This window comes from Lacticaseibacillus parakribbianus (assembly GCF_025490915.1).
GTDB lineage: Bacteria > Bacillota > Bacilli > Lactobacillales > Lactobacillaceae > Lacticaseibacillus > Lacticaseibacillus parakribbianus.
The window spans coordinates 1-18,120 of sequence record NZ_JANQBA010000017.1 but is presented as its reverse complement, the minus strand read 5'-3'; the positions used below and the strand labels follow the sequence as shown (position 1 = coordinate 18,120).

General features: G+C 52.7%; 24 protein-coding genes and 1 tRNA gene. 11 read left to right on the top strand and 14 right to left on the bottom strand.

Going from position 1 to position 18,120, the window contains the following annotated elements; all coding sequences use genetic code 11:
* Window positions 1-15: 15 nt before the first annotated feature.
* From NUH19_RS11820 to NUH19_RS11795, 6 genes are all read right to left on the bottom strand, one after another.
* Entirely contained in the window at window positions 16-693 is a 678-nt protein-coding gene (locus tag NUH19_RS11820) for an amino acid ABC transporter permease (RefSeq protein ID WP_262316753.1), read from the bottom strand.
* Between the two features lie 464 nt (window positions 694-1,157).
* Window positions 1,158-1,955: a septum site-determining protein MinD gene (gene minD, locus NUH19_RS11815; RefSeq protein ID WP_262316752.1), complete on the bottom strand. Its 798-nt coding sequence runs from the start codon at window positions 1,953-1,955 to the stop codon at window positions 1,158-1,160.
* Window positions 1,955-2,611 carry a septum site-determining protein MinC gene (locus tag NUH19_RS11810; protein ID WP_262316751.1) on the bottom strand — a complete coding sequence of 219 codons (657 nt, stop codon included), beginning with the start codon at window positions 2,609-2,611 and terminating at the stop codon, window positions 1,955-1,957. Before NUH19_RS11810 ends, minD begins: the two co-directional genes overlap by 1 nt.
* A gap of 139 nt (window positions 2,612-2,750) precedes the next feature.
* Window positions 2,751-3,074, bottom strand: a complete 324-nt coding sequence (locus NUH19_RS11805) for a hypothetical protein (protein ID WP_262316750.1) — start codon at window positions 3,072-3,074, stop codon at window positions 2,751-2,753.
* A gap of 201 nt (window positions 3,075-3,275) precedes the next feature.
* Entirely contained in the window at window positions 3,276-4,184 is a 909-nt protein-coding gene (prmA, locus tag NUH19_RS11800) for a 50S ribosomal protein L11 methyltransferase (protein ID WP_262316749.1), read from the bottom strand.
* A gap of 9 nt (window positions 4,185-4,193) precedes the next feature.
* Entirely contained in the window at window positions 4,194-4,697 is a 504-nt protein-coding gene (locus NUH19_RS11795; RefSeq protein ID WP_262316748.1) for a DUF3013 family protein, read from the bottom strand.
* A gap of 159 nt (window positions 4,698-4,856) precedes the next feature.
* On the opposite strand from NUH19_RS11795, the gene NUH19_RS11790 reads away from it, so the two are divergent.
* The gene (locus tag NUH19_RS11790; protein ID WP_262316747.1) at window positions 4,857-5,084 is read left to right on the top strand and encodes a hypothetical protein; all 228 of its coding nucleotides are present in this window, start codon (window positions 4,857-4,859) and stop codon (window positions 5,082-5,084) included.
* Window positions 5,085-5,148: 64 nt separating this feature from the next.
* On the opposite strand, the gene NUH19_RS11785 is transcribed toward NUH19_RS11790, so the two are convergent.
* From NUH19_RS11785 to NUH19_RS11775, 3 genes are all read right to left on the bottom strand, one after another.
* On the bottom strand, window positions 5,149-5,559 hold the full coding sequence (locus NUH19_RS11785) for a hypothetical protein (RefSeq protein ID WP_262316746.1): 411 nt from the start codon (window positions 5,557-5,559) through the stop codon (window positions 5,149-5,151).
* Between the two features lie 348 nt (window positions 5,560-5,907).
* Window positions 5,908-6,066, bottom strand: coding sequence for a hypothetical protein (locus NUH19_RS11780; RefSeq protein ID WP_262316745.1), 159 nt, complete (start codon window positions 6,064-6,066; stop codon window positions 5,908-5,910).
* Window positions 6,063-6,446 (bottom strand): hypothetical protein, encoded by a 384-nt coding sequence (locus tag NUH19_RS11775; protein WP_262316744.1) that lies wholly within the window; start codon window positions 6,444-6,446, stop codon window positions 6,063-6,065. The genes NUH19_RS11780 and NUH19_RS11775 overlap by 4 nt, the downstream gene beginning before the upstream one ends.
* A 116-nt stretch (window positions 6,447-6,562) precedes the next feature.
* Between NUH19_RS11775 and NUH19_RS11770 the strand changes: the two genes are divergently transcribed.
* Window positions 6,563-6,650, top strand: a tRNA-Ser gene (locus tag NUH19_RS11770).
* Between the two features lie 181 nt (window positions 6,651-6,831).
* On the opposite strand, the gene NUH19_RS11765 is transcribed toward NUH19_RS11770, so the two are convergent.
* The 3 genes from NUH19_RS11765 to NUH19_RS11755 form a co-directional block, all read right to left on the bottom strand.
* Window positions 6,832-7,950: a tyrosine-type recombinase/integrase gene (locus NUH19_RS11765; protein ID WP_253613430.1), complete on the bottom strand. Its 1,119-nt coding sequence runs from the start codon at window positions 7,948-7,950 to the stop codon at window positions 6,832-6,834.
* Between the two features lie 98 nt (window positions 7,951-8,048).
* A complete protein-coding gene (locus NUH19_RS11760; protein WP_253613429.1) occupies window positions 8,049-9,275 on the bottom strand; it encodes a replication initiation factor domain-containing protein in 1,227 nt (408 codons plus the stop codon).
* A gap of 213 nt (window positions 9,276-9,488) precedes the next feature.
* Window positions 9,489-9,689, bottom strand: coding sequence for a DUF3173 family protein (locus NUH19_RS11755; RefSeq protein WP_253613428.1), 201 nt, complete (start codon window positions 9,687-9,689; stop codon window positions 9,489-9,491).
* A 192-nt stretch (window positions 9,690-9,881) separates the two neighbouring features.
* On the opposite strand from NUH19_RS11755, the gene NUH19_RS11750 reads away from it, so the two are divergent.
* From NUH19_RS11750 to NUH19_RS11710, 9 genes are all read left to right on the top strand, one after another.
* Window positions 9,882-10,400: a helix-turn-helix domain-containing protein gene (locus NUH19_RS11750; protein WP_021354117.1), complete on the top strand. Its 519-nt coding sequence runs from the start codon at window positions 9,882-9,884 to the stop codon at window positions 10,398-10,400.
* 88 nt (window positions 10,401-10,488) lie between these two features.
* Window positions 10,489-10,860, top strand: coding sequence for a type II toxin-antitoxin system RelE/ParE family toxin (locus tag NUH19_RS11745; protein ID WP_024129350.1), 372 nt, complete (start codon window positions 10,489-10,491; stop codon window positions 10,858-10,860).
* Window positions 10,857-11,177: a helix-turn-helix transcriptional regulator gene (locus NUH19_RS11740; protein WP_021354119.1), complete on the top strand. Its 321-nt coding sequence runs from the start codon at window positions 10,857-10,859 to the stop codon at window positions 11,175-11,177. Before NUH19_RS11745 ends, NUH19_RS11740 begins: the two co-directional genes overlap by 4 nt.
* 155 nt (window positions 11,178-11,332) lie before the next feature.
* Window positions 11,333-12,355, top strand: coding sequence for an IS30 family transposase (locus NUH19_RS11735; protein ID WP_262316798.1), 1,023 nt, complete (start codon window positions 11,333-11,335; stop codon window positions 12,353-12,355).
* 209 nt (window positions 12,356-12,564) lie between these two features.
* A complete protein-coding gene (locus NUH19_RS11730) occupies window positions 12,565-12,852 on the top strand; it encodes a hypothetical protein (RefSeq protein ID WP_225047397.1) in 288 nt (95 codons plus the stop codon).
* Between the two features lie 68 nt (window positions 12,853-12,920).
* On the top strand, window positions 12,921-14,006 hold the full coding sequence (locus NUH19_RS11725; protein ID WP_155287937.1) for an IS30 family transposase: 1,086 nt from the start codon (window positions 12,921-12,923) through the stop codon (window positions 14,004-14,006).
* 114 nt (window positions 14,007-14,120) lie between these two features.
* The gene (locus NUH19_RS11720) at window positions 14,121-14,489 is read left to right on the top strand and encodes an ArsR/SmtB family transcription factor (RefSeq protein ID WP_003678450.1); all 369 of its coding nucleotides are present in this window, start codon (window positions 14,121-14,123) and stop codon (window positions 14,487-14,489) included.
* Between the two features lies 1 nt (window position 14,490).
* Window positions 14,491-15,105, top strand: coding sequence for a CadD family cadmium resistance transporter (locus NUH19_RS11715; RefSeq protein ID WP_262316742.1), 615 nt, complete (start codon window positions 14,491-14,493; stop codon window positions 15,103-15,105).
* A gap of 222 nt (window positions 15,106-15,327) precedes the next feature.
* Window positions 15,328-16,398, top strand: a complete 1,071-nt coding sequence (locus tag NUH19_RS11710; RefSeq protein ID WP_262316797.1) for an IS30 family transposase — start codon at window positions 15,328-15,330, stop codon at window positions 16,396-16,398.
* A gap of 601 nt (window positions 16,399-16,999) precedes the next feature.
* Here the strand turns inward: NUH19_RS11710 and NUH19_RS11705 are convergent.
* Both NUH19_RS11705 and NUH19_RS11700 read right to left on the bottom strand, forming a co-directional pair.
* A complete protein-coding gene (locus NUH19_RS11705; protein ID WP_262316741.1) occupies window positions 17,000-17,896 on the bottom strand; it encodes an N-acetylmuramoyl-L-alanine amidase in 897 nt (298 codons plus the stop codon).
* The coding region (locus tag NUH19_RS11700) for a phage holin family protein (RefSeq protein ID WP_262316740.1) at window positions 17,880-18,120 on the bottom strand (241 nt) is incomplete at its 5' end. The genes NUH19_RS11700 and NUH19_RS11705, both read right to left, overlap by 17 nt.

The following is an 18,120-nucleotide window of genomic DNA, read 5'->3' as shown; positions in this document are numbered from 1 at the left end:
GTGTCCTCCTTGGCGCTACTTGAAGTAGGCGAACGACTTTTCGATGCGACGCTGCAGGAACGTCAGCACCAGGGTCATCAGCAGGTAAATCACCCCGACTAAGACCAGCGGCAGCAGGGTTACGTCGCGAGCGGTCGCGATGTTGCCGGCTCGCAGCAGATCGCCCAGCCCGATGACGTAAACCAGGCTGGAGTCTTTGACCAGGTTGATTACCTCGTTGCCCATCGACGGCAGCACGATTTTGAGGACCTGGGGGATCACCACGTAGCGCAAAGTCTGCCAGCGCGTCAGGTTCAACACCGTGGCGGCCTCGAACTGGCCGGTGGCCACGGCGCCAAAGCCGCCGCGGTAGATCTCGGCGAAGTAGGCCGCGTAGTTCAGGACGAAGGCGAAGATGGCGGCGTTGAAGCGGTCGAACACCACGCCGATCAGCGGCAGGCCGTAGAAGACAAAGATCAGCTGCAGCAGAAGCGGGGTGCCGCGAAACAGCCAGACATAGGCCTCGATGATCGCCTTCAGAACCTTGAAGGCCCATTTTTTGAGCCAGAACTCACCGGGTTGATCCCGATGAATCAGGCCGACCGACAGGACCATGCCCAAGGGAATGGACCCGATTAAAGTGAGGGCGAAAACGCCCAGCGTCATCTTGGTGCCGGCAAGCAGTGCCGGTAAAATCGAGATCATGTAAGCCATGGTAATTCCTCCTAAGTGTGTGTCGTGGTCGGCCGGACCGTTCATTCTCAGCTGCGGAAAGGGACAAAAAAACGCCCGCTCATCCATAATGGATAAGAGGACGCGTCTGCGTGGTGCCACCTCACTTCGTCGGCTCGTCACCGAACCGACCTCGGGTGGTCAAAAAGCTTGGGCACCAAAAAGCGCCCCCACACAGCATCTGCTGTATGAGGGCGCAATCGCGCGGTACCACCTCATGCTCGCCGACTTGTCACCAAGGCGGCCTCACATGGTCTTTTTGACCACAGCGATAACGAGCTCAACCGTTCCGGCCTACTGACTTCAACCGGACGCTCGTGGATGTGAGGGGCAAGGATCGGCATCCGGCTTTCACCACTCCGGACTCGCTTGGGCGTTTCACTTGCACCATTTCCACTCAACGTTTTGAATGATTGATTAAAGAATACTCACCGGATTGCCACTTGTCAACCCTGCCGGTGAAATAATCTTGACCAGAACCCGACCTTCTTGGTCTCGAGGTTCATCAGCGGCACCGACTCACCCAACAGGCGCCGGGCGATGTTGCGGTAGCCCAGGCTGGCCGAGTCGTCCGGGTCCATCACCACGGTTTCGCCCTTGTTGGAGCTGGCGATCACCGCATCGTCGTCGACGATGATGCCCAAGAGGTCGATGCCCAGGTGCTTGGTGATCTCGTCGACATCCATCGCGCGACCATCGGCCATCATGTGCGAGCGGATGCGGTTGATCACTAGCCGCGGCGGGAACACCATGTCGCGCTGCTCCAGGAGGCCGACGATGCGATCCGCGTCGCTGACCGCGCTGATCTCGGGGGTGGTGACGACAATCGCCCCATCGGCCCCTTCCACGGCGTTGCGGAAGCCTTGCTCGATGCCGGCCGGTGAATCCAGAATTAGCCAGTCAAACTCCGGGCGCAGCTCGTCGACAATGGCCTGGACCTGCTCCGGCGTCAGCGCGTCTTTCTCCGCGTTTTGCGCCGCCGGCAGCACGTACAGCAGGTCGTCGAAGCGCTTGTCCTTGATCAGCGCCTGGTGGAGCTTCGCGCGGCCGGTGGTCACATCGACGATGTCGTAGATGATGCGGTTGGACAGGCCCAAGACCACGTCCAGGTTGCGCAGGCCGATGTCCAGGTCCAGCAGGCAGACGCGCTTGCCCAAAAGCGCCAGCGCCGTGCCGATGTTGGCCGTGGTCGTGGTTTTGCCGACCCCGCCCTTGCCCGAAGTCACCACTAATGCGTTTCCCATCACAATTCCTCCAGTTTCCGGAAAATTCGGGGCCGCAGCTGTGGCAGCTTGGCCAGCTCACCGTGCTCCAGAATGTGCAGATCGTTGATGTAGCTGGTCGTCTGCGAACCGTACGTGTTCTTATCGATGATTTCAACCGTATCGGCGATGCGAATCTGACCGGCCTGGCTGATGTCGCCGGCGATCACCGCATCCTGGTCGCCGTTGGCCCCGGCGATCAACAGTCCGGCCACGGGCCCCATGACGAAAATGCTGCCGGTCGCCTTCAGCGTCCCGGAGCGGTGCAGGGTGCCGACGAACAGCACGTCGCCCTCCACGCTTTCGACCTGACCCGAGCGGATGATGCCGCCAATCAGGTGAACGCTTTGGGTGGCGACTCGGGCGAACAACGGTGCCACCAAGTCGACTTCGGCATGCACGGTTTTGACCGTGAAGCGCGGGAACTGGTCGAACACCGCCTGAATCGCCGCCAGCGCCGCGTCGTCGAGCCGCCGCTGACCGGTCTCAAGGGCAAAATCCACGTCGCCTTCCGGTGTGTCGGTTGCCAGCCGCGCCAACAGCGTCTGCAACTCCGCCGTGATGGCCGTGATCCCGGCCCAATCCGCAAGCTGAAGCTCAAACCCCGCCTTGCGCCCCTTCAATGTGACTGCGTCCACGTTTCCACCTCGTTTTCTCCGCCGGTTGCGGCGGAGCCTTTCTTTCATTATCGCACAAAGCCCCAAGTGAGACAAAAGCGTTTTGCCGCCACGCTTGGCCTCCCGCACAAAAATAACCGCTGCTAGGCGGCGGTTATGCTCACTCCTTGGCCAGACTCAGCATCGTGATGAGCCAGTAAATTGGCATGAACCAGTAATTGTAATCGGCGAAGCGAAACCAGACCATGAAGCCGAACAACACCGGCAGGCACAGGCTGTACCACCAAGGCAGGTGGCCCTTGCTCAGCCAGCGGCCGATCAAGGCGGCCAGGAGCATGTTGATTACAATGAACAAGAGTGCAAGGCGGTAGGCCACCCGCACATGCGCCAGCGTAAACAGCCAGGGCAAGGCCATGGTCGCCAGCAGGCTTAACACGATGATGCGGCCACGATAGGAGCGTAGCCAGGCAAAGATTGTCGTCATTTAGTTGTCTCCCTGCAAGTCGCAAAGCGCATCCAGAGCGCTTCACCAGTCTAGTGCGGTGTCACCACCGCCGTCGCCGCCGGGCCAGTTGTCGGCCAGGCGGCGTCACTTTCTCCCAGTGTAGCACTTTCTCGGCACTCAATCAGCCGCAGATTCACGGTTGGCCCAATTCTTTGCGCTAATTTCAGAAAATCCGGTAGCTCACGCGGTTGGTCGCGTCGCGCTGAGCGCATACCAGTCCCCGCGGCGCAGCCGGGTCGTCACGGTCAGACCGCAGTCGGCCAGCGCCGCTTCAACCACCTCCAGCTTGTCGTGGAAGATCCCACTCAAAAGCAGCGTCCCGCCAGGTGCCAGCCGGGCCGGCACCTGAGGAATCAGCGGCAGCAAGACCTCCGCCAAGATGTTGGCGACAATCAGATCCGCCTGGGTGGTCACCCCGGCCAGCAGGTCGTTGGCCGCAACCGTGATGCCGGTGACTGCCGGGTTCAACGCCAGGTTCTTGGCCGCGTTTTGCACCGCTGCGTCGTCGACGTCAAGCGCCAGGACCGAGGCGACCCCGAGTAGCCGCCCGGCCAAGGCCAGCACCCCGGAGCCGGTGCCGACGTCGATCATGGTCTCCCCGCCTCGCACCGTGGCCTCAAGCAGCGTCAACATCGCCGCGGTCGTCGGGTGGTTGCCGGTGCCAAAGGCCATGTCGGGATCCAGCCGCATAATCAGCTCACCCGGCTGCTGCGGCGCGTAATCCAGCCAGTCCGGCACAATGGTCAGGTAACGGGTCACCCGCAGTGGCTGGTAGTAGGCCTTCCAGTTGTCGGCCCAATCGGCCTCGGCGATCCTGGCCACGTGCAGCTTCGCGCTACCGGCCGGCAACCCGAACTCGGGCAACCTGGCCACCTGGTCGGCCAGCGTCACGGCCAAGGCCTTGGGGTCGGTGGCCGCCGGGAAGTAGCCGGTGACCGAAGCGCCGGTGTGGGCCGGCGTCAAGCCGGCGGCCGTCGCGTCTGCGGCGTCTTCAATCGAAAGACCCAAGGCGCCTTGGGCCATCATGAACTCGCCGACCGCATCCACGGCCGCGCTGCTGGTCTCAATGGTGACGGCTAAGTAATCCATGGGGCCCTCCTAGTACTTCGGGTACGGCAGGAAGGTCGCCTTGGTGGCCGCCGGCTGCTCGGCGTAGGCCGCGTCGAACTTGGCCTGATCAAAGTGCAGCGCGAAGGTCTCCGCATCGGAGGTCCCGTCGACAAAATCAAACAGGTCGCTTTGGCCATCGTCCAGCAGGGTCTGCAAGTAGCCGAACAACGCGTCGACTTTGGCCTGTTCGATGCCCTTCTTGCCGGCAAAGCCGATCACGGTCAGGTAGTTGTCGGCGTAATCGGCCCCGTTGAGCCGCGTCGAATCGAAAAACAGTATGGCGTCGGCGTAATCGACCTCGCCGCCTTCATCCACGGTCTGGCCATCTTGGTCTTCAACCTCATAGCCGGCCGCCGCGTCGACGTACATCGTCAACTCGACTTCAAGCACATGCGCTTCCTTGTCCCAGTTAAGATCCAAGTCGCCGTCGAAATCCAGGGCGTCCATCTTGTCGCCGATGTAATCCAGCATGTTTTGTTCTGTCTTGGCCATTTTGCCATCCTCCAATTATTGACGTGTCTCCGTTGGCGCGGCCGTGCCGCACTCCGCCCTTCATCTTATCGTAATTCGTCGAAAACGAAAAGTGAAACCGCCGCGACTATCCAGTATAATCGAGGCAGCAACCGAAGTCGCTGCATTGGAGGTGATCGAATGCCTGAATCACGCAACCTGAAGGCGACCATCGCAGACGCCGCCGACACGGTGGTGGCCGCCCATTACACCGAGGTTCAGCTCAGGGAACGCGCGGCCGCCTGGCAAAAGGCGGCCCCCAACGCCACGCTGGCGGAGCAAACCGCCTTCATGCTGGCGGAGACCCGTGCCTTCACCGAGGAGCTGCTCGCCGCGGTGTTGACCCAGCTGGCCGAAAAACAAGCCTAGACGGCACCACACAACAAAGCGACCCCGCCAATACCGGCAGGGTCGCTTTGTTGTGTGGTGCCGCCTAGCTTGCAGCAACCTGAATGTGTGAGAAGGCCTGATCGATGGCGTCTCTGGCCTGCTTTTGGGTGGTGAGTCCGGCGTTGAACAGGCTGGCGTCCAGCTTGTCGGGCTCGATGGCCATGAGCGTCAGCAAGACCCCGTTGCGAATCCCCTGCAGCCCCTCGATCAGCCGGCGGTTGAACTCCTCGTAGCCGCGTGGCGCCGTCACCTTCGCGCATTGGTCGACGAAGCGGTTGTAGCGCAGGATGTTCTTGCTGAGGTACAGGTGCAGGCGCTCGAAGCTTTCACTGGCGTAGCAATTTCCCTTTTCAATGTTCTTGCACGTGTGGAAGTATTCCTTGAACACTGTTTCAAAAACTAATAAGCGCTCGAGCTCCTGGTTCACACATTGAACGTACTGGTCTGTTTGCATCGGCGGGCCTCCTTGCTCACTCATTAACTTGTTAACTTACAAGGTTCAGTTTAACGCTTACAATTCTAATCGTCAATATAATTTGCCAAAAATAATTTAAACCTGTGTGTTATGTAATAAATCATGTACGGGACCCGTTTTTATAACAGCGGTTATTTAACTTCGACCGTCCAAGTGCCGTTATTAAGCGGTTCTTACAATCGACCGGGCAATGCCAGTCGTCTTCATAATAAATACATTTTAGAAATATAATTAGGTTAATGGCAAGAACCATTCGTTTGCCATTTCACGTTGCGCCGGCAACCAAAAAGCCCCACCCAAGCTAACGCTTGGGTGGGACCTAACGGATCAGGGTTTCGGTTTTGTCTTCTTCTTCAGGTCCTTGAAGGCGTCTTGAACGCGCTGGAAGTGCCCGTGATCCTCACGGGCGGCCTTGACCATCTGCGCGAAGTCGTACTGAACCGGGGGCTCCTCTTTTTTGGCCTTATTTTTCTTGAACCAACTCATCGACTTTCCCCCTCAGTGGTCGGCCCCGGCGCCCAGCGGTAGCCCATGATCAGGCCGACCCCCAAGGCGTGAACCGCCAAAATGATTAACGTGTAATTAGGGACCAGCGCGTAAGCGATGAAGGCCCACAGGCACAGTGTGTTCCCCACCATCAGCCGCGGCCGGCGCAGCGACCGCAAAAAGCCCAGCAGGTGCAAGGCGCCGCCAATCAGGCTCAGCCACCACCACCGCGGCTCCCAGGTCAGAAGCTGCCGGGCGACTCCGGCGGGGCTGAGGCCCCCGGACCAGGTTTGAATGACGGCCGCGACCAGCACCGCGGCCGCAAATAGCATGTACACGACGCTGAACAGCGCCAAGATCTTGACGACGGAACGTCTCACGGTCTCCACTCCCTAGTTCGAATACCTCCAGTATACTCAGTCGCGGCGCAAAAATAAAATCGCGAAAGGCGCTTTGCAAAAAACGCAAGATTTGCTATACTGGTATTCGTTGTTACGGAGAGTTGGCAGAGTGGTAATGCAACGGACTCGAAATCCGTCGAACCGGCTAATACCGGCGCACGAGTTCGAATCTCGTACTCTCCTGAATAAACGTTGATTTAACAGCGTTCCGCAGCCTTTCTGGGTTGCGGTTTTTTTGTTGCTTTCAAACACTTGTTTGGACCAAAATCGACCTTCCAGTACCAGTGCAGTACCAGTTGAAAAAATCGGGCCGCCGGTTTGGGCGGTAAACGTGTCCGGAATTTCATGTGATTAGACCTTTCTTTTAGAAGAATTTGTCGAGGGCATCGGCAGTTTCGCGTTGCTTGTTTGGGAAAAGATGCCCGTAAGTGTCAATCGTTGTGACGATGCTGGCATGCCCCAGTCGTTCCTTGATGATCGTGTACTCTGTTTCTTGATCAATCAGCAAGGCGACGTGCGAGTGCCGGAAATCGTGAATACGAATCTGCTTCATCGTGGGATCACGTTTGCAGATACGTTTATAGCGCATGCGGATCGTGTGCTTGTTGCGGCGTATCAGCGTTGCTTGGAACATCGGCGTATCTTCGCTCCAGTCGAGGGCTAAGTCGTGCTTAAAGAGTTCCTGTTGCTGTTCACGCCACTGCAGGAGCAAGGCGATCATGCCTTGGTTGAGGCTGATGCGGCGATTACTAGCCTTGGACTTCGGCGGGGTGATGATATCCACGCCGCCACGTCGAAACACGGACTTGCTGACAGTCAGTTCCTTGCGTTTGAAGTCGAGATCCGACCAGTCCAGCGCGCAAAGTTCGCCGACCCGCAGGCCAGAAAAGAACAGCAACGAGAATAACACGTACCAGTCGAATTCTTCTGGCAGGTGAATCAGCTTTGTAAACGCGTGAAATTCATCTGGCGTGTAGAATTCCATTTTCTTGCGTTCGATTTTAAGCTTCTTCACGCCAATACAAGGATTTTCGACGATCACTTTTTCCTCAACTGCGATGTCGAGAATCAGTTTCAATTCAATCAAGGTCTTGTTGTTGGTGTTATTGCTCAAATCGCGTTCCTCGGTGAGCCATTCTTGAAAGTCGCGAATATGCTCGCTGGTCAGGCGCTTAATATCTGCATTGACGAAGAACGTCTGGATATAGCGCTTATACACGGCACGCTGGGACTGCAAGTAGGACGGCTTGATGTGGATCTTCACGCGGTTCACGTAACGCTCGAACAACTCGTCGAAGGTGACGGTTTCTTGATTGAACAGCCGGTCGACGCTAGTACGCATCATCTCCTTTTCAACTTTGCGGGCGGCCGCCATTGAATGAATGCCTTGCTTCTTCTTGCGGCGACGCTTGCCAGTGACTGGATCAGTGCCAAAGGAGACACTGACAACGTAGGTGCCATTAGGTGCTTGGGTAATACTCATTTCATACCTCCAAATAATTGAAGGCACGCTTGCTTTGGTCGTTGACCATGATATACTTGGCTTGTCTAGGGCAAAGTACCGGGTGCGTGCAATCACGTTCATTCGTTGCTTTGTTTTTTTTCGTTGTCATGTTGCGCTTGTTCGAGCACCTCCTTGAGTAATGTTTTTTGTTGCGGAGAAAATTCGGCTGCATTGATCATGTCTGCAATCATATCGGTGCCATTGAGTGAATCGACTTGCTGAACCATTTTCAGACTGGGCGCAACCTGTTTTTTCAACCAGTTTAGCACGCTGTCCAACGTGATCGGTTCGGGCTGCATGGCGAGCTTCAAGTGATTGCGGTTGTCACCGATAAAAGTTTGCCAATCTGGGTCCAGCGGACAATCGGCCAATTTCTTTGAGCCTTGTGGTGTTACGACCCGCAAGTAATGGTTGATGATCCCGAAGACGACCGTTTCGGCGTCTTGGCAGGCCAGCAGTTCCTTCATGGCTTTTTGAGCACGCTGGTCGCGAAGTCGGACTTCAAACCGGTTGAGGATTGGAGAATCCTCTGGATAGTCGATTTTGTTTTTGAAATATTGCTCGATGTCCTTTTGATAGCCAATCATTTGCACCAAACTTTGTGGTGAACCGAATTGAACGGTTTTTCCGACGCGGCCTTTCTTAATGGTTTCGATTGCGCCTTTACTCTTGAACAAGCTCACTAGTTCTTCTTTTTCGACTTTTTGAATCAGGTGGGGAATGTCGATAATCCCGACGGTATCATTGATGGCGAAGTCAACCCGTTTGTAGATCCCAGTTAGGTCATCGCAGGCCTGAAAAAAGTCGAACCAAGTCAGCCCATCTCGGACAAGCACTGCTTCTAGTTGACGGCAACCAGAGCCATGCATCTCAATCATTGTTCCCAGATAGGCATTCGGGCCGCCCACGCGGGTACTCATGATTGAAATATCGCCACGCTGAATCGTGTAGTCGAACCCATAAAATGCCTTTTCAGTTAAGGAGAAGAAGTCCCTGTTCATTGGAAACAGCTTCTTGAACACATACTCGGCGTCTTGCGTATTGAACCGCACCCGCACGTAATCGACTAAGATAAACATCGAATCACGATTGGTCAGGCCAAGGAGCGCGTGGCCTAGGCGTCGTTGCATTTCTTCGGTTAACGTAGCGCGTCCATTTAACAGCCGATTGACATAGGAGCGCGTCATGCCTAATTGCGCCGCAAGTTGCGTTTGACTGATACCGGCATCAATCATCTGTTGGCGAAATTCCACCAACCAGCCGTGTCCAGTATGATCACGGCCATTCATCATTGTTTTGTCCATTGCTCACCTCGTGTGCTCTGATTTCGCCGTCTGCGAACAGCCGATTGCCGTGCATAGCGGTGAATCGCCTGTGTTTTCTGCCTCGTTTCGGATTGTTGTTGTCATTTTGTGCCCCCCTGTTAGAATACGGGGGCTTGGGCGGCCGGCTAACGCCGACCGCCGCCGCTCGCGCTAGCGGCTTTCGCGCTGCACGCCGCGCGCGGCGGCGTGGTGTTACGTGACCATTGCCAGATCTTCAAATGGATTGAAGCCTATCAGACTGACGATGGCGTGGAGTGGGACTTGGCCGCACTTGCGGTTTGCATAGAAGCAATGACCGTCTGCAACCAGGTTCAGCTTGCATTGATGGATAATCTGTCCGGCTTTGTAACCGGAAAATCCTAGCTGCATGAGCATCTTCTTATCGACTAACATATAATCACCTCTTTTGGTTTGAATTTAACAGGTATGGGTTTATAATCTGCTATGGCTGAATCATACCATCCTCCAAGAAACTTATCAACCTTTTTGGGTAAGTTACAAACAGGTTTCGTTTAATTATTCCTTGACACTTTCAATGGGTTTCATTAAGCTTCAAGTAAGGCTACAAAAAGGAGAAATCAACTCATGTTCGGAAAAAGTGAAGAAGGTATCGACAAGAAGCTCGCTAGAAATATTAAGCGTATTCGTATGGAACGCGGCATGACGCAAAAAGACCTTGCTGATGCAATGGGTAGCATTGAGCAAAGCGTGTCTAAGTTTGAGCGGGCAATTTCGGCACCGTCTGCCAAAGCGATTATGCAGCTGTGTGAGGCGTTGCAAGTGACGCCTAACGACTTGTATCTCAACGATGCCGACTGGCGCAGCTGGCAGTCAGAGAAGCTTGAACACCAAGACCATTCCGTTAACGGTTTGGTCGATCACGTCGAAATGGTTCAAAAGATGTTTGCGGAGGCAGAACTGGCCCGCAAAGCCGGAGATGAGAAGCTAGAGCGTGCTACTCTAGATCAAATCATTCAGATGTACATGTGGACCAATGACCATTTCCGTGATGTCGCGCATTTACTTGATCGGCGGTATGTGACCGAGTACCTCGACAAGATGGAAAAGGAAACTCGTGAATCGATCATCGACAGTCAAAAATAGCACTCTTGAGATTTACAGTATATAATCTGATTTGCTATAACGCGGTCACATATTTGTTAATCGGTTCAATATATGGTAAAATCTAATTATGGAAAAGCCAAAGTTTAGACCTTACAAGCGGCCGAACGGCCACATGGAATTCATTGAATTTCTTGATTCGCTGCCCCTCAAGGAACGAGCAAAATTACAGTTAGCCATCCATACTACGGAAGAACTCGGCTTACAAGAAGCAGCTCAACGGTTGCTGGTCAAGAAACTCACAACCAATTTATATGAGTTGCGTTCGCGGCAAGGAAAAACCTATCAGCGCGGTTTGTATTTTCACGTATTTGGCAGTGATTATGTCATCACCCACGGCTTCTCGAAGAAGACAAACAAGACGCCACAGCGAGAAATTGATCATGCAATCGACCTACGAGCTGAGTTCTATCAAACCTACAAGGAGGAAGACGACAAATGAGTAAAGACATGCACGAATTCACGATGGAACACACCGGTGATCTCGACGCCTACTTCGCGGAAATGATGAAAGATTCCTCGTACCGTGAAGTCTACAATGAAGAAAAAAACAAAATGGCAAGTGCAATGGCGCTGCTCGAAGCGCGCGAGGAAGCTGGTTTATCCCAACAGAAGCTGGCGGACAAGTCCGGTGTTCCTAAGACAACAATCGTTCGTATTGAAAATGGTAACAACACTTCCATCGATACGTTAACCAAGCTTGCCAATGCGCTGGGTCGTCCGCTCAACCTGACGATTGGCCCAGCGAGCATGGCATAAAATCTAGCTTAATTTGATTGACGGCACCAACGTCATAAACTTCCCCGGTTTAAAATCGAAGTGCACCACCTGATAAAGTAGACCAATTTGCAAAAAAAAGCCATGAAGACCTATTCTTGTTAGCGACTAAACAATACAAGAAAGAAGGAATCTTCATGACCCACTCTCAGGGTACCACCACTCGTTCTTATCACCAACTAACTTCCGCTGAAAGAGGCCAAATTGAAGTGCTGCATGCGCAGGGTAAGACGCTTAATGCCATCGCGAGTGATTTGCACCGCAGTCGAAGTACAATCAGCCGCGAGGTGCGGCGGGGAAGTGTTGATCAGATGGATTCTCACCGCCAAATCCATCCAACCTATTTTGCTGATGCGGCACAACGCAGGCACGAAGAGGTTCGCCTTAACAGCCATGCGAAGGGCTTGCTAGAACGATGTGACTACTTCTTCAAAACGCTGGTCAAGTGTCTTAAACAACGCCCTCGCATTCACAGCGTTGATAGCTTCGTACATGACTTCCAGATGCGTTATCCGCGCTTGAGATGTCCCTCAACACCGACGGTTTATCGGTATATTGACTCAGGTCTGCTCCCAATCACCAACCTAGATTTACCCGTCAAGTTACGGCGTCGCATCAAGCGACCAGGATTGCGCCACGCTCGCACTAACAAGCATAAGCTCGGTGAGTCGATTGAGAATCGGCCAAAGGCCGTTGACGACCGTCTAGGAGTCGGCCACTGGGAGGGCGACCTGGTCAAGGGAAAGCGAGTTGAAAGTGAACCAGCACTGATGACGTTGACAGAGCGGTCCTCCCGTACTGAGATAATCGTTAAGCTACCTGACTACCACGCTGAGACCTGCCGTCGGGCGCTTCAGGAGACAATCGATTCTTATGGGGCCAGGGAGTTCGATACCATTACGTTCGACAATGGTTCAGAGTTCTCGGCTTTGGCTCGCGTGACTGGCACAAAGATTTACTTTGCTCATCCGTACTCACCCTGGGAGCGTGGATCAAATGAGAATGCTAATGGCCTTCTACGTGAGTATTTCCCAAAAGGAAAGTCATTCAAGAACGTAACCCTTGATGAGATCCAGGCAGCACAGTCGGCGTTGAATCATCGCCCAAGGCGCTCACTGGGCTGGTTGCGTCCTTGCGACTATTACCCCAATATGGCATAAGCTATACCACTAACAAGAATTGGTTATAAAGTGTTGCACTTGATTTGACAATTGAGGAACGTCATAAACTTACGATTGCGGCGTCCCTGTTTGGCAGACGCTTGAGGCCAGGGATTAGGAGAGATGGTAAAACCATCTTGAGCATTCGCTGGCTTTTTTGCGCAGACAGTTCATCAGCAACATCAAACCAGAGTATTGGGGTATGGAAAATGGAAAAGAATGCATTATTACAGCGGGCACTAACGTTTCAAAAGAACTGGCTTCCCTTAGTGGAACAGGGACATGTGACCGAACGGCAGCATGATCGTGAATTTATGGCCGATTTTTATGAGGTTTTTGGAATCTCACGTTCTGTTAGTCGTGCTGGATATGAATGGCGAGTAAAAATTGACGGACACGATAAACGGATTGACTCGCTACTACCAAAACTGCTGATTATTGAAATCCCGCGTTTTAGAATCAAGTTAGCCACCATCGCCTCAAATTTGAGACGATAAAAAACACCAAGACAAAAGTCCTGTTATCATTGAAGCTACCATACAAACAATGAAAGAAGGATGTCTTGCTGCAAGACCAGCTTATCACGCCTCACGTTAAAGGTCACCACCTAACCCCATCTGAGCGTGGAGAAATCGCAGTTCTCCACGCGCAAGAAAAGTCCAATCGAAAGATTGCCGACCGCCTCGGTATCAATCGCCAAACCATCGCCAACGAAATTGCTCGCGGGCAGACTGACCAGGTCGAGAAGGTCAACGGCAAGCTGCACTACTATAGTGTTTACAGTCCTGAAACTGCCCAGATACGTTATCAGGAAAACCGCCAGCGCTGCCGTCGTCCGCTTAAGCTCTCGAAGGTCCAGGACTTCATTACCTACTTTACAAGCCACTTTCAAGAGGATAGCTGGTCACCTGACGCGGCCGTTGGCCGCGCTAGGGCAGAGGGGCTATATTTGCCCGACGAAATGGTTTGTACTGCGACGCTTTACAACTATATCGACGCTCAGCTACTGGAGGTGCGAAATATTGATCTGCTTGAGAAGCCTAGTAGACGTGTGAAGCATAAGGCCAACCACAAGTTCCAACGCATGCTGACGGGTCGCAGTATTGACGACAGGCCAAAGCGTGTGGACTCTCGTAGAGAGTTCGGCAATTTCGAGCTAGACACCATAGTTGGTAAGCGCAATGGCCAGGAGAGTGTACTGATGACACTGATTGAGCGCAAAACCCGCTTCCAGTTCGTGCGCCTGATTGATGGTCGTGATGCGGACTCGGTTAACTATGCCATGCGCGCTATCGTCAAGGACCACGGGGACATCATCAAGACCGTCACGGCGGACAACGGTTCAGAGTTCGCAGACTTGTCATTCGTACTCGACGGAGTCGCTGACGTATACTACGCCCATCCTTATCGCTCCAGCGAGCGCGGCACCAACGAAGCCCATAACCGGATGCTGCGACGGGACTTCCCCAAGGGCCTGTCTCTAGATACCGTAGGCCCTCAGGAGGTGGCCGAGGCCGGACGTAAGATCAACGACCTCCCACGTCACATCCTGAAGTACCAGACCCCCACAGAACGATTCGTGGCGGAATCCGCTCAGGTCCGACGCCGGGCGGCTAAAGCGTCGACGCCGACTAACTCACCAACTTCATAGATAACAGGCTTTCATACGCCGGATCGGGCCAGGTGGCTAACTTGTTCTTGCAATTTGCGGTACAACACTATTACATGATATAATGTAATAGATTAATAAACGAGGAGTGATCTAATGATACAAGTAGACTGTTGTCCGGGTAAACCAGATTTGGCTGATCGGGCATTGTTAAATGAGAATCAAGCCGCTGACATTGCTTTACTTTTTAAAGTACTCGCAAATAATACGCGGCTAAGAATTTTACATTGCTTAACGCGTGAACCAGATATGGCCGTTAGTGAGATTGCTACATCACTAAATATGAAGGTCCAAGCCATCTCAAACCAGTTACAACGTCTAGTAGATCAAAAGATAGTTAAAGCGAAGCGTAATGGCAACTTCATTGAATATCAGATCATTGATGAATGTACGGCAATTTTATTAGAACGGGCATGGTGTTTAGCTGAAGATGCCGGAAAAATCAATGCTGGTGGGGGAAAATAAAATGATCAGGACAATTATAACGAGTATTATTCTTTATACATCAACTGCAATCGACTTATTAGTTATTTTAATGTTACTTTTTTCAAAATATCGTTCAACAAAGCATCGCCGACAAATTTATATTGGTCAGTTCTTAGGCTCATATACGCTCATTGGAATTAGTTTGTTTTTTGCATTTATTCTCCATTACGTACCCGCCAAATGGTTACTAGGTTTTTTAGGGTTGATTCCCATTGCCTTTGGAATCAAATATATATTTAGCAAAGAAGATGAAGCCGCAGAAGTTGATCAGAAAATTGAAGCGCGTAAAAATAAGAATTTAATTGCAACGGTGGCTTTAATTACGGTAGCTTCTTGTGGTGCGGATAATATTGGCCTTTTTGTTCCTTACTTCGTATCATTATCACTGGTACAGCTAATCGTAACGCTGCTTGTTTTTACCATTTGTATTTATTTTTTAGTTTTCCTTGGTGATAAGTTCTCACAAGTGAATTTTGTAAAGAACTTTCTTGATCGTTTTGGTGATTGGATCATGGCCATTATTTATATTGGTTTAGGCATCATGATCATTCTTGAAAGTGACACTATTAGGCATATTATGCAGCTATTATTTTAATTAAGCAGTAGTCGATATTTTTTATCATTCATTGATCATCTTCTTTTGAAGGTGATTTTTTTGCGTTTGGTGATAAGCATTGATGGTATTGATTTTATTGCCCGCGTTTTACAATCAAGTTAGCCACTATCGTTAGCACTCAGACAAAACAAAAAACACCAAGTCGATATGACCTGTTATCATTAAAGTTCCTACACAATTAATGAAAGAGGTATCGTCTTGATGCAAGAACAGAATATCATGTCTCACACCAAAGGTCACCATCTGACTGCTTTCGAACGTGGAAAAATCGCTGCACTTCATGGAGAGGAGAAGTCAAATCGAGAAATTGCACGCATACTTGGTATCTGCCGGCAAACCGTCGCCAACGAGCTAAACCGAGGCCAGATCGATCAGGTTCAGAAGATCAATGGCAAGCGTGTGTATCGCACTGAATACAGCGCTGAGACAGCCCAGCTTCGCTACGAAGAGAACCGGCGGCGATGCCACAGACCTCTCAAGCTCGTCCAAGCCGCTGACTTCATCGCTCACTTCACAGAACACTTCAAACAAGACGGCTGGTCCCCAGACGCCGTGGTTGGCCGAGCCAAGGAAAAGAAGCTCTATCGACCCGAGGAGATGGTTTGCACGGCGACGCTGTACAGCTACATTGATGCTCAGCTCCTGGAGATCAAGAATATTGATCTGCTGGAGAAGACCAGCCACCACATCAAGCACAAGGCCAACACCAAGCATAAACGCCTGCTTACTGGACGCAGTATCGATGAGCGCCCCAAACGTGTGGATAGTCGCCGTGAGTTCGGCCACTTCGAGTTAGATACAGTGGTGGGTAAGCGTGATGGTCAAGAGAGTGTCATTATGACGTTCATCGAACGCAAGTCCCGTTTCCAGTTCATGCGTCTGATTGATGGCCGCGACGCCGACTCCGTAAACTACGCCATGCGCGGTATCGTTGCGGAGTACGGCGACGTCATTAAAACAATTACTGCCGACAATGGCTCTGAGTTTGCCGACCTAGACTCGGTGCTCGATGGCGTGGCCACCGTGTACTATGCGCATCCATACCGTTCCAGCGAGCGCGGCACCAACGAGGTCCACAATAAGATGGTTCGGCGAGACTTTCCCAAAGGTGAATCCCTAGACGCTGTCAGCCCACAAGCTGTCGCCGAAACTCAAGATCGGCTCAACCGCCTCCCTCGTCGCCAACTCAAATATCGCACGACCGAGGAAGTCTTCATCGCTGAGCGCGCCCGAGCTCAGCGACGAGCTGCCAAGGTAGTCGTAGCCAGCTAACTCAACTCATCAAAGATAACAGTTCATCTCACGGTGTCGTGCCATGGGGTGGCTAACTTGTTCTTGCAATTTGCGTTTCAATTTGAAGATTGTTGCTGAATAATAATGTTTAGCCATACAAAAAGGCCGCCAACTAGTGACGACCAACCAAGTATATTGGCGTGCCAATTCAGTACCACTTCATCCAAATTCAGCCGATTTCAACCGTTTCAATCGTACCAAGAATGCCGTTAAATCAACAATCCGACGTCATTCAAACCGTCAGATTACAACTCGAAATCCGTCGAACCGGTAATACCGGCGCGCAGGTTCAAATCCTGTACTCTCCTTTCATAGCATTTTTATAGACTCGTTTGAACCCCGTAAAGCCTGATATAAAGGCATTTCGGGGTTTTTGTTTTCGCTTGAATTTGTATGTTTTGAAAAGTTTTGTGGGCAATTTGTGGGCAAATGCGGGCGGCGCAACCGCCGTGGTGACGGGGCTTTCGGTGCTTCGCGATACACAAAATCAGTAGTAATTGCAACAAATTTTGAAAGTATTTTTCCATTTTGGTCAAAAAAAAATAAGCCCACCCCCGAAGGAGTGAGCCAAATTGATGAGCTAGAAAGGCTTGCGCCCGGCGTTGAGCTGCCGTTGCATGTATATGACCAGCTGCGAGTGTACGGAGATGCTCCCGTCCACCGGCGTGCCAGCCTTGCTCTGCATGGCCTTGATGGTGGCAGGCCCGAGCAGGCCGTCATCCTTGAGGCCCATCGATCGCTGGATAGCGGCGATAAGCAGGCTGCCGGCCGGGTTGACCTTTTCGTACTTGAATCCGGTCACGGCACCCTTGAAGCACGCCCACGGGTACTGGCCGGACACGATGCCGTCGGCCGTGGTCTTGTAGATCACTTGCAGCCGCTTGGTCGTGGCCGCTCCCCAGTCGCCGTCTACCGCGAGCTTCGTGCTGGTGGTCTTCTTGGCTTTGCTGGTCGCTGCCGCGGACGCCTTCCCAGCCTTCAAGTCCTTGGCAAGCTGTGCCTTGCTGATGCCGATGGACTGCAGATACGCGTACGGGTCGGTGTGGTCACTGCCGCCGTACGTCCGCGAGCACCAGTAGTGGCTCTTGATGCCGTTTGTCTTGTCGGTACTATCCAGGGTCAGAGGCACGCCGTACTTCTTAGCCATGGTGACGGCCAATTCAACCCAGTTCGCGTACGCCTTCAATGCACGCGCCCTGTCCTTGAACTGACACAATTCCAGCTGGACGGGCGCCAACCGGTTGACGTTGCCAGCGCCCCAGGCAACCAGCCCAGGAGTGCCGACCTGATAGGCGCCCTTGTCGTCGACGCCGAAGTGAACGAAGGTTTCTTCACTCCGCCAGACGCGGTGCTCGTAGGTCGCCATCTGCTTGGCCGTGGCTTCATAGTCGGCGGTCGCGTGCAGCACGATGATGTGACCTGTGGTCTTTGCGGTTCCCGGGGTGATGGCAAAACTCTTGTCAATCTTCACTGTCATTGGTATCCTCCTCATTCGCAGCGTCTCCATCTGCGCCGGGTTGCCCAGCGGGACCAATTGGGCCTGCCGAGCCCCTATCACTCTTCGGCTCGGTGTACGTCAGTGCCTGCATGCTATCCGATACCCCAGCCGTGGTCGGGTCATTGATCGCTGACCACGCTGATCCCAGCATCATTGCCACAACATATGGGTTGCTGAATGCTCGCCATAACAGGTCAAAAAAC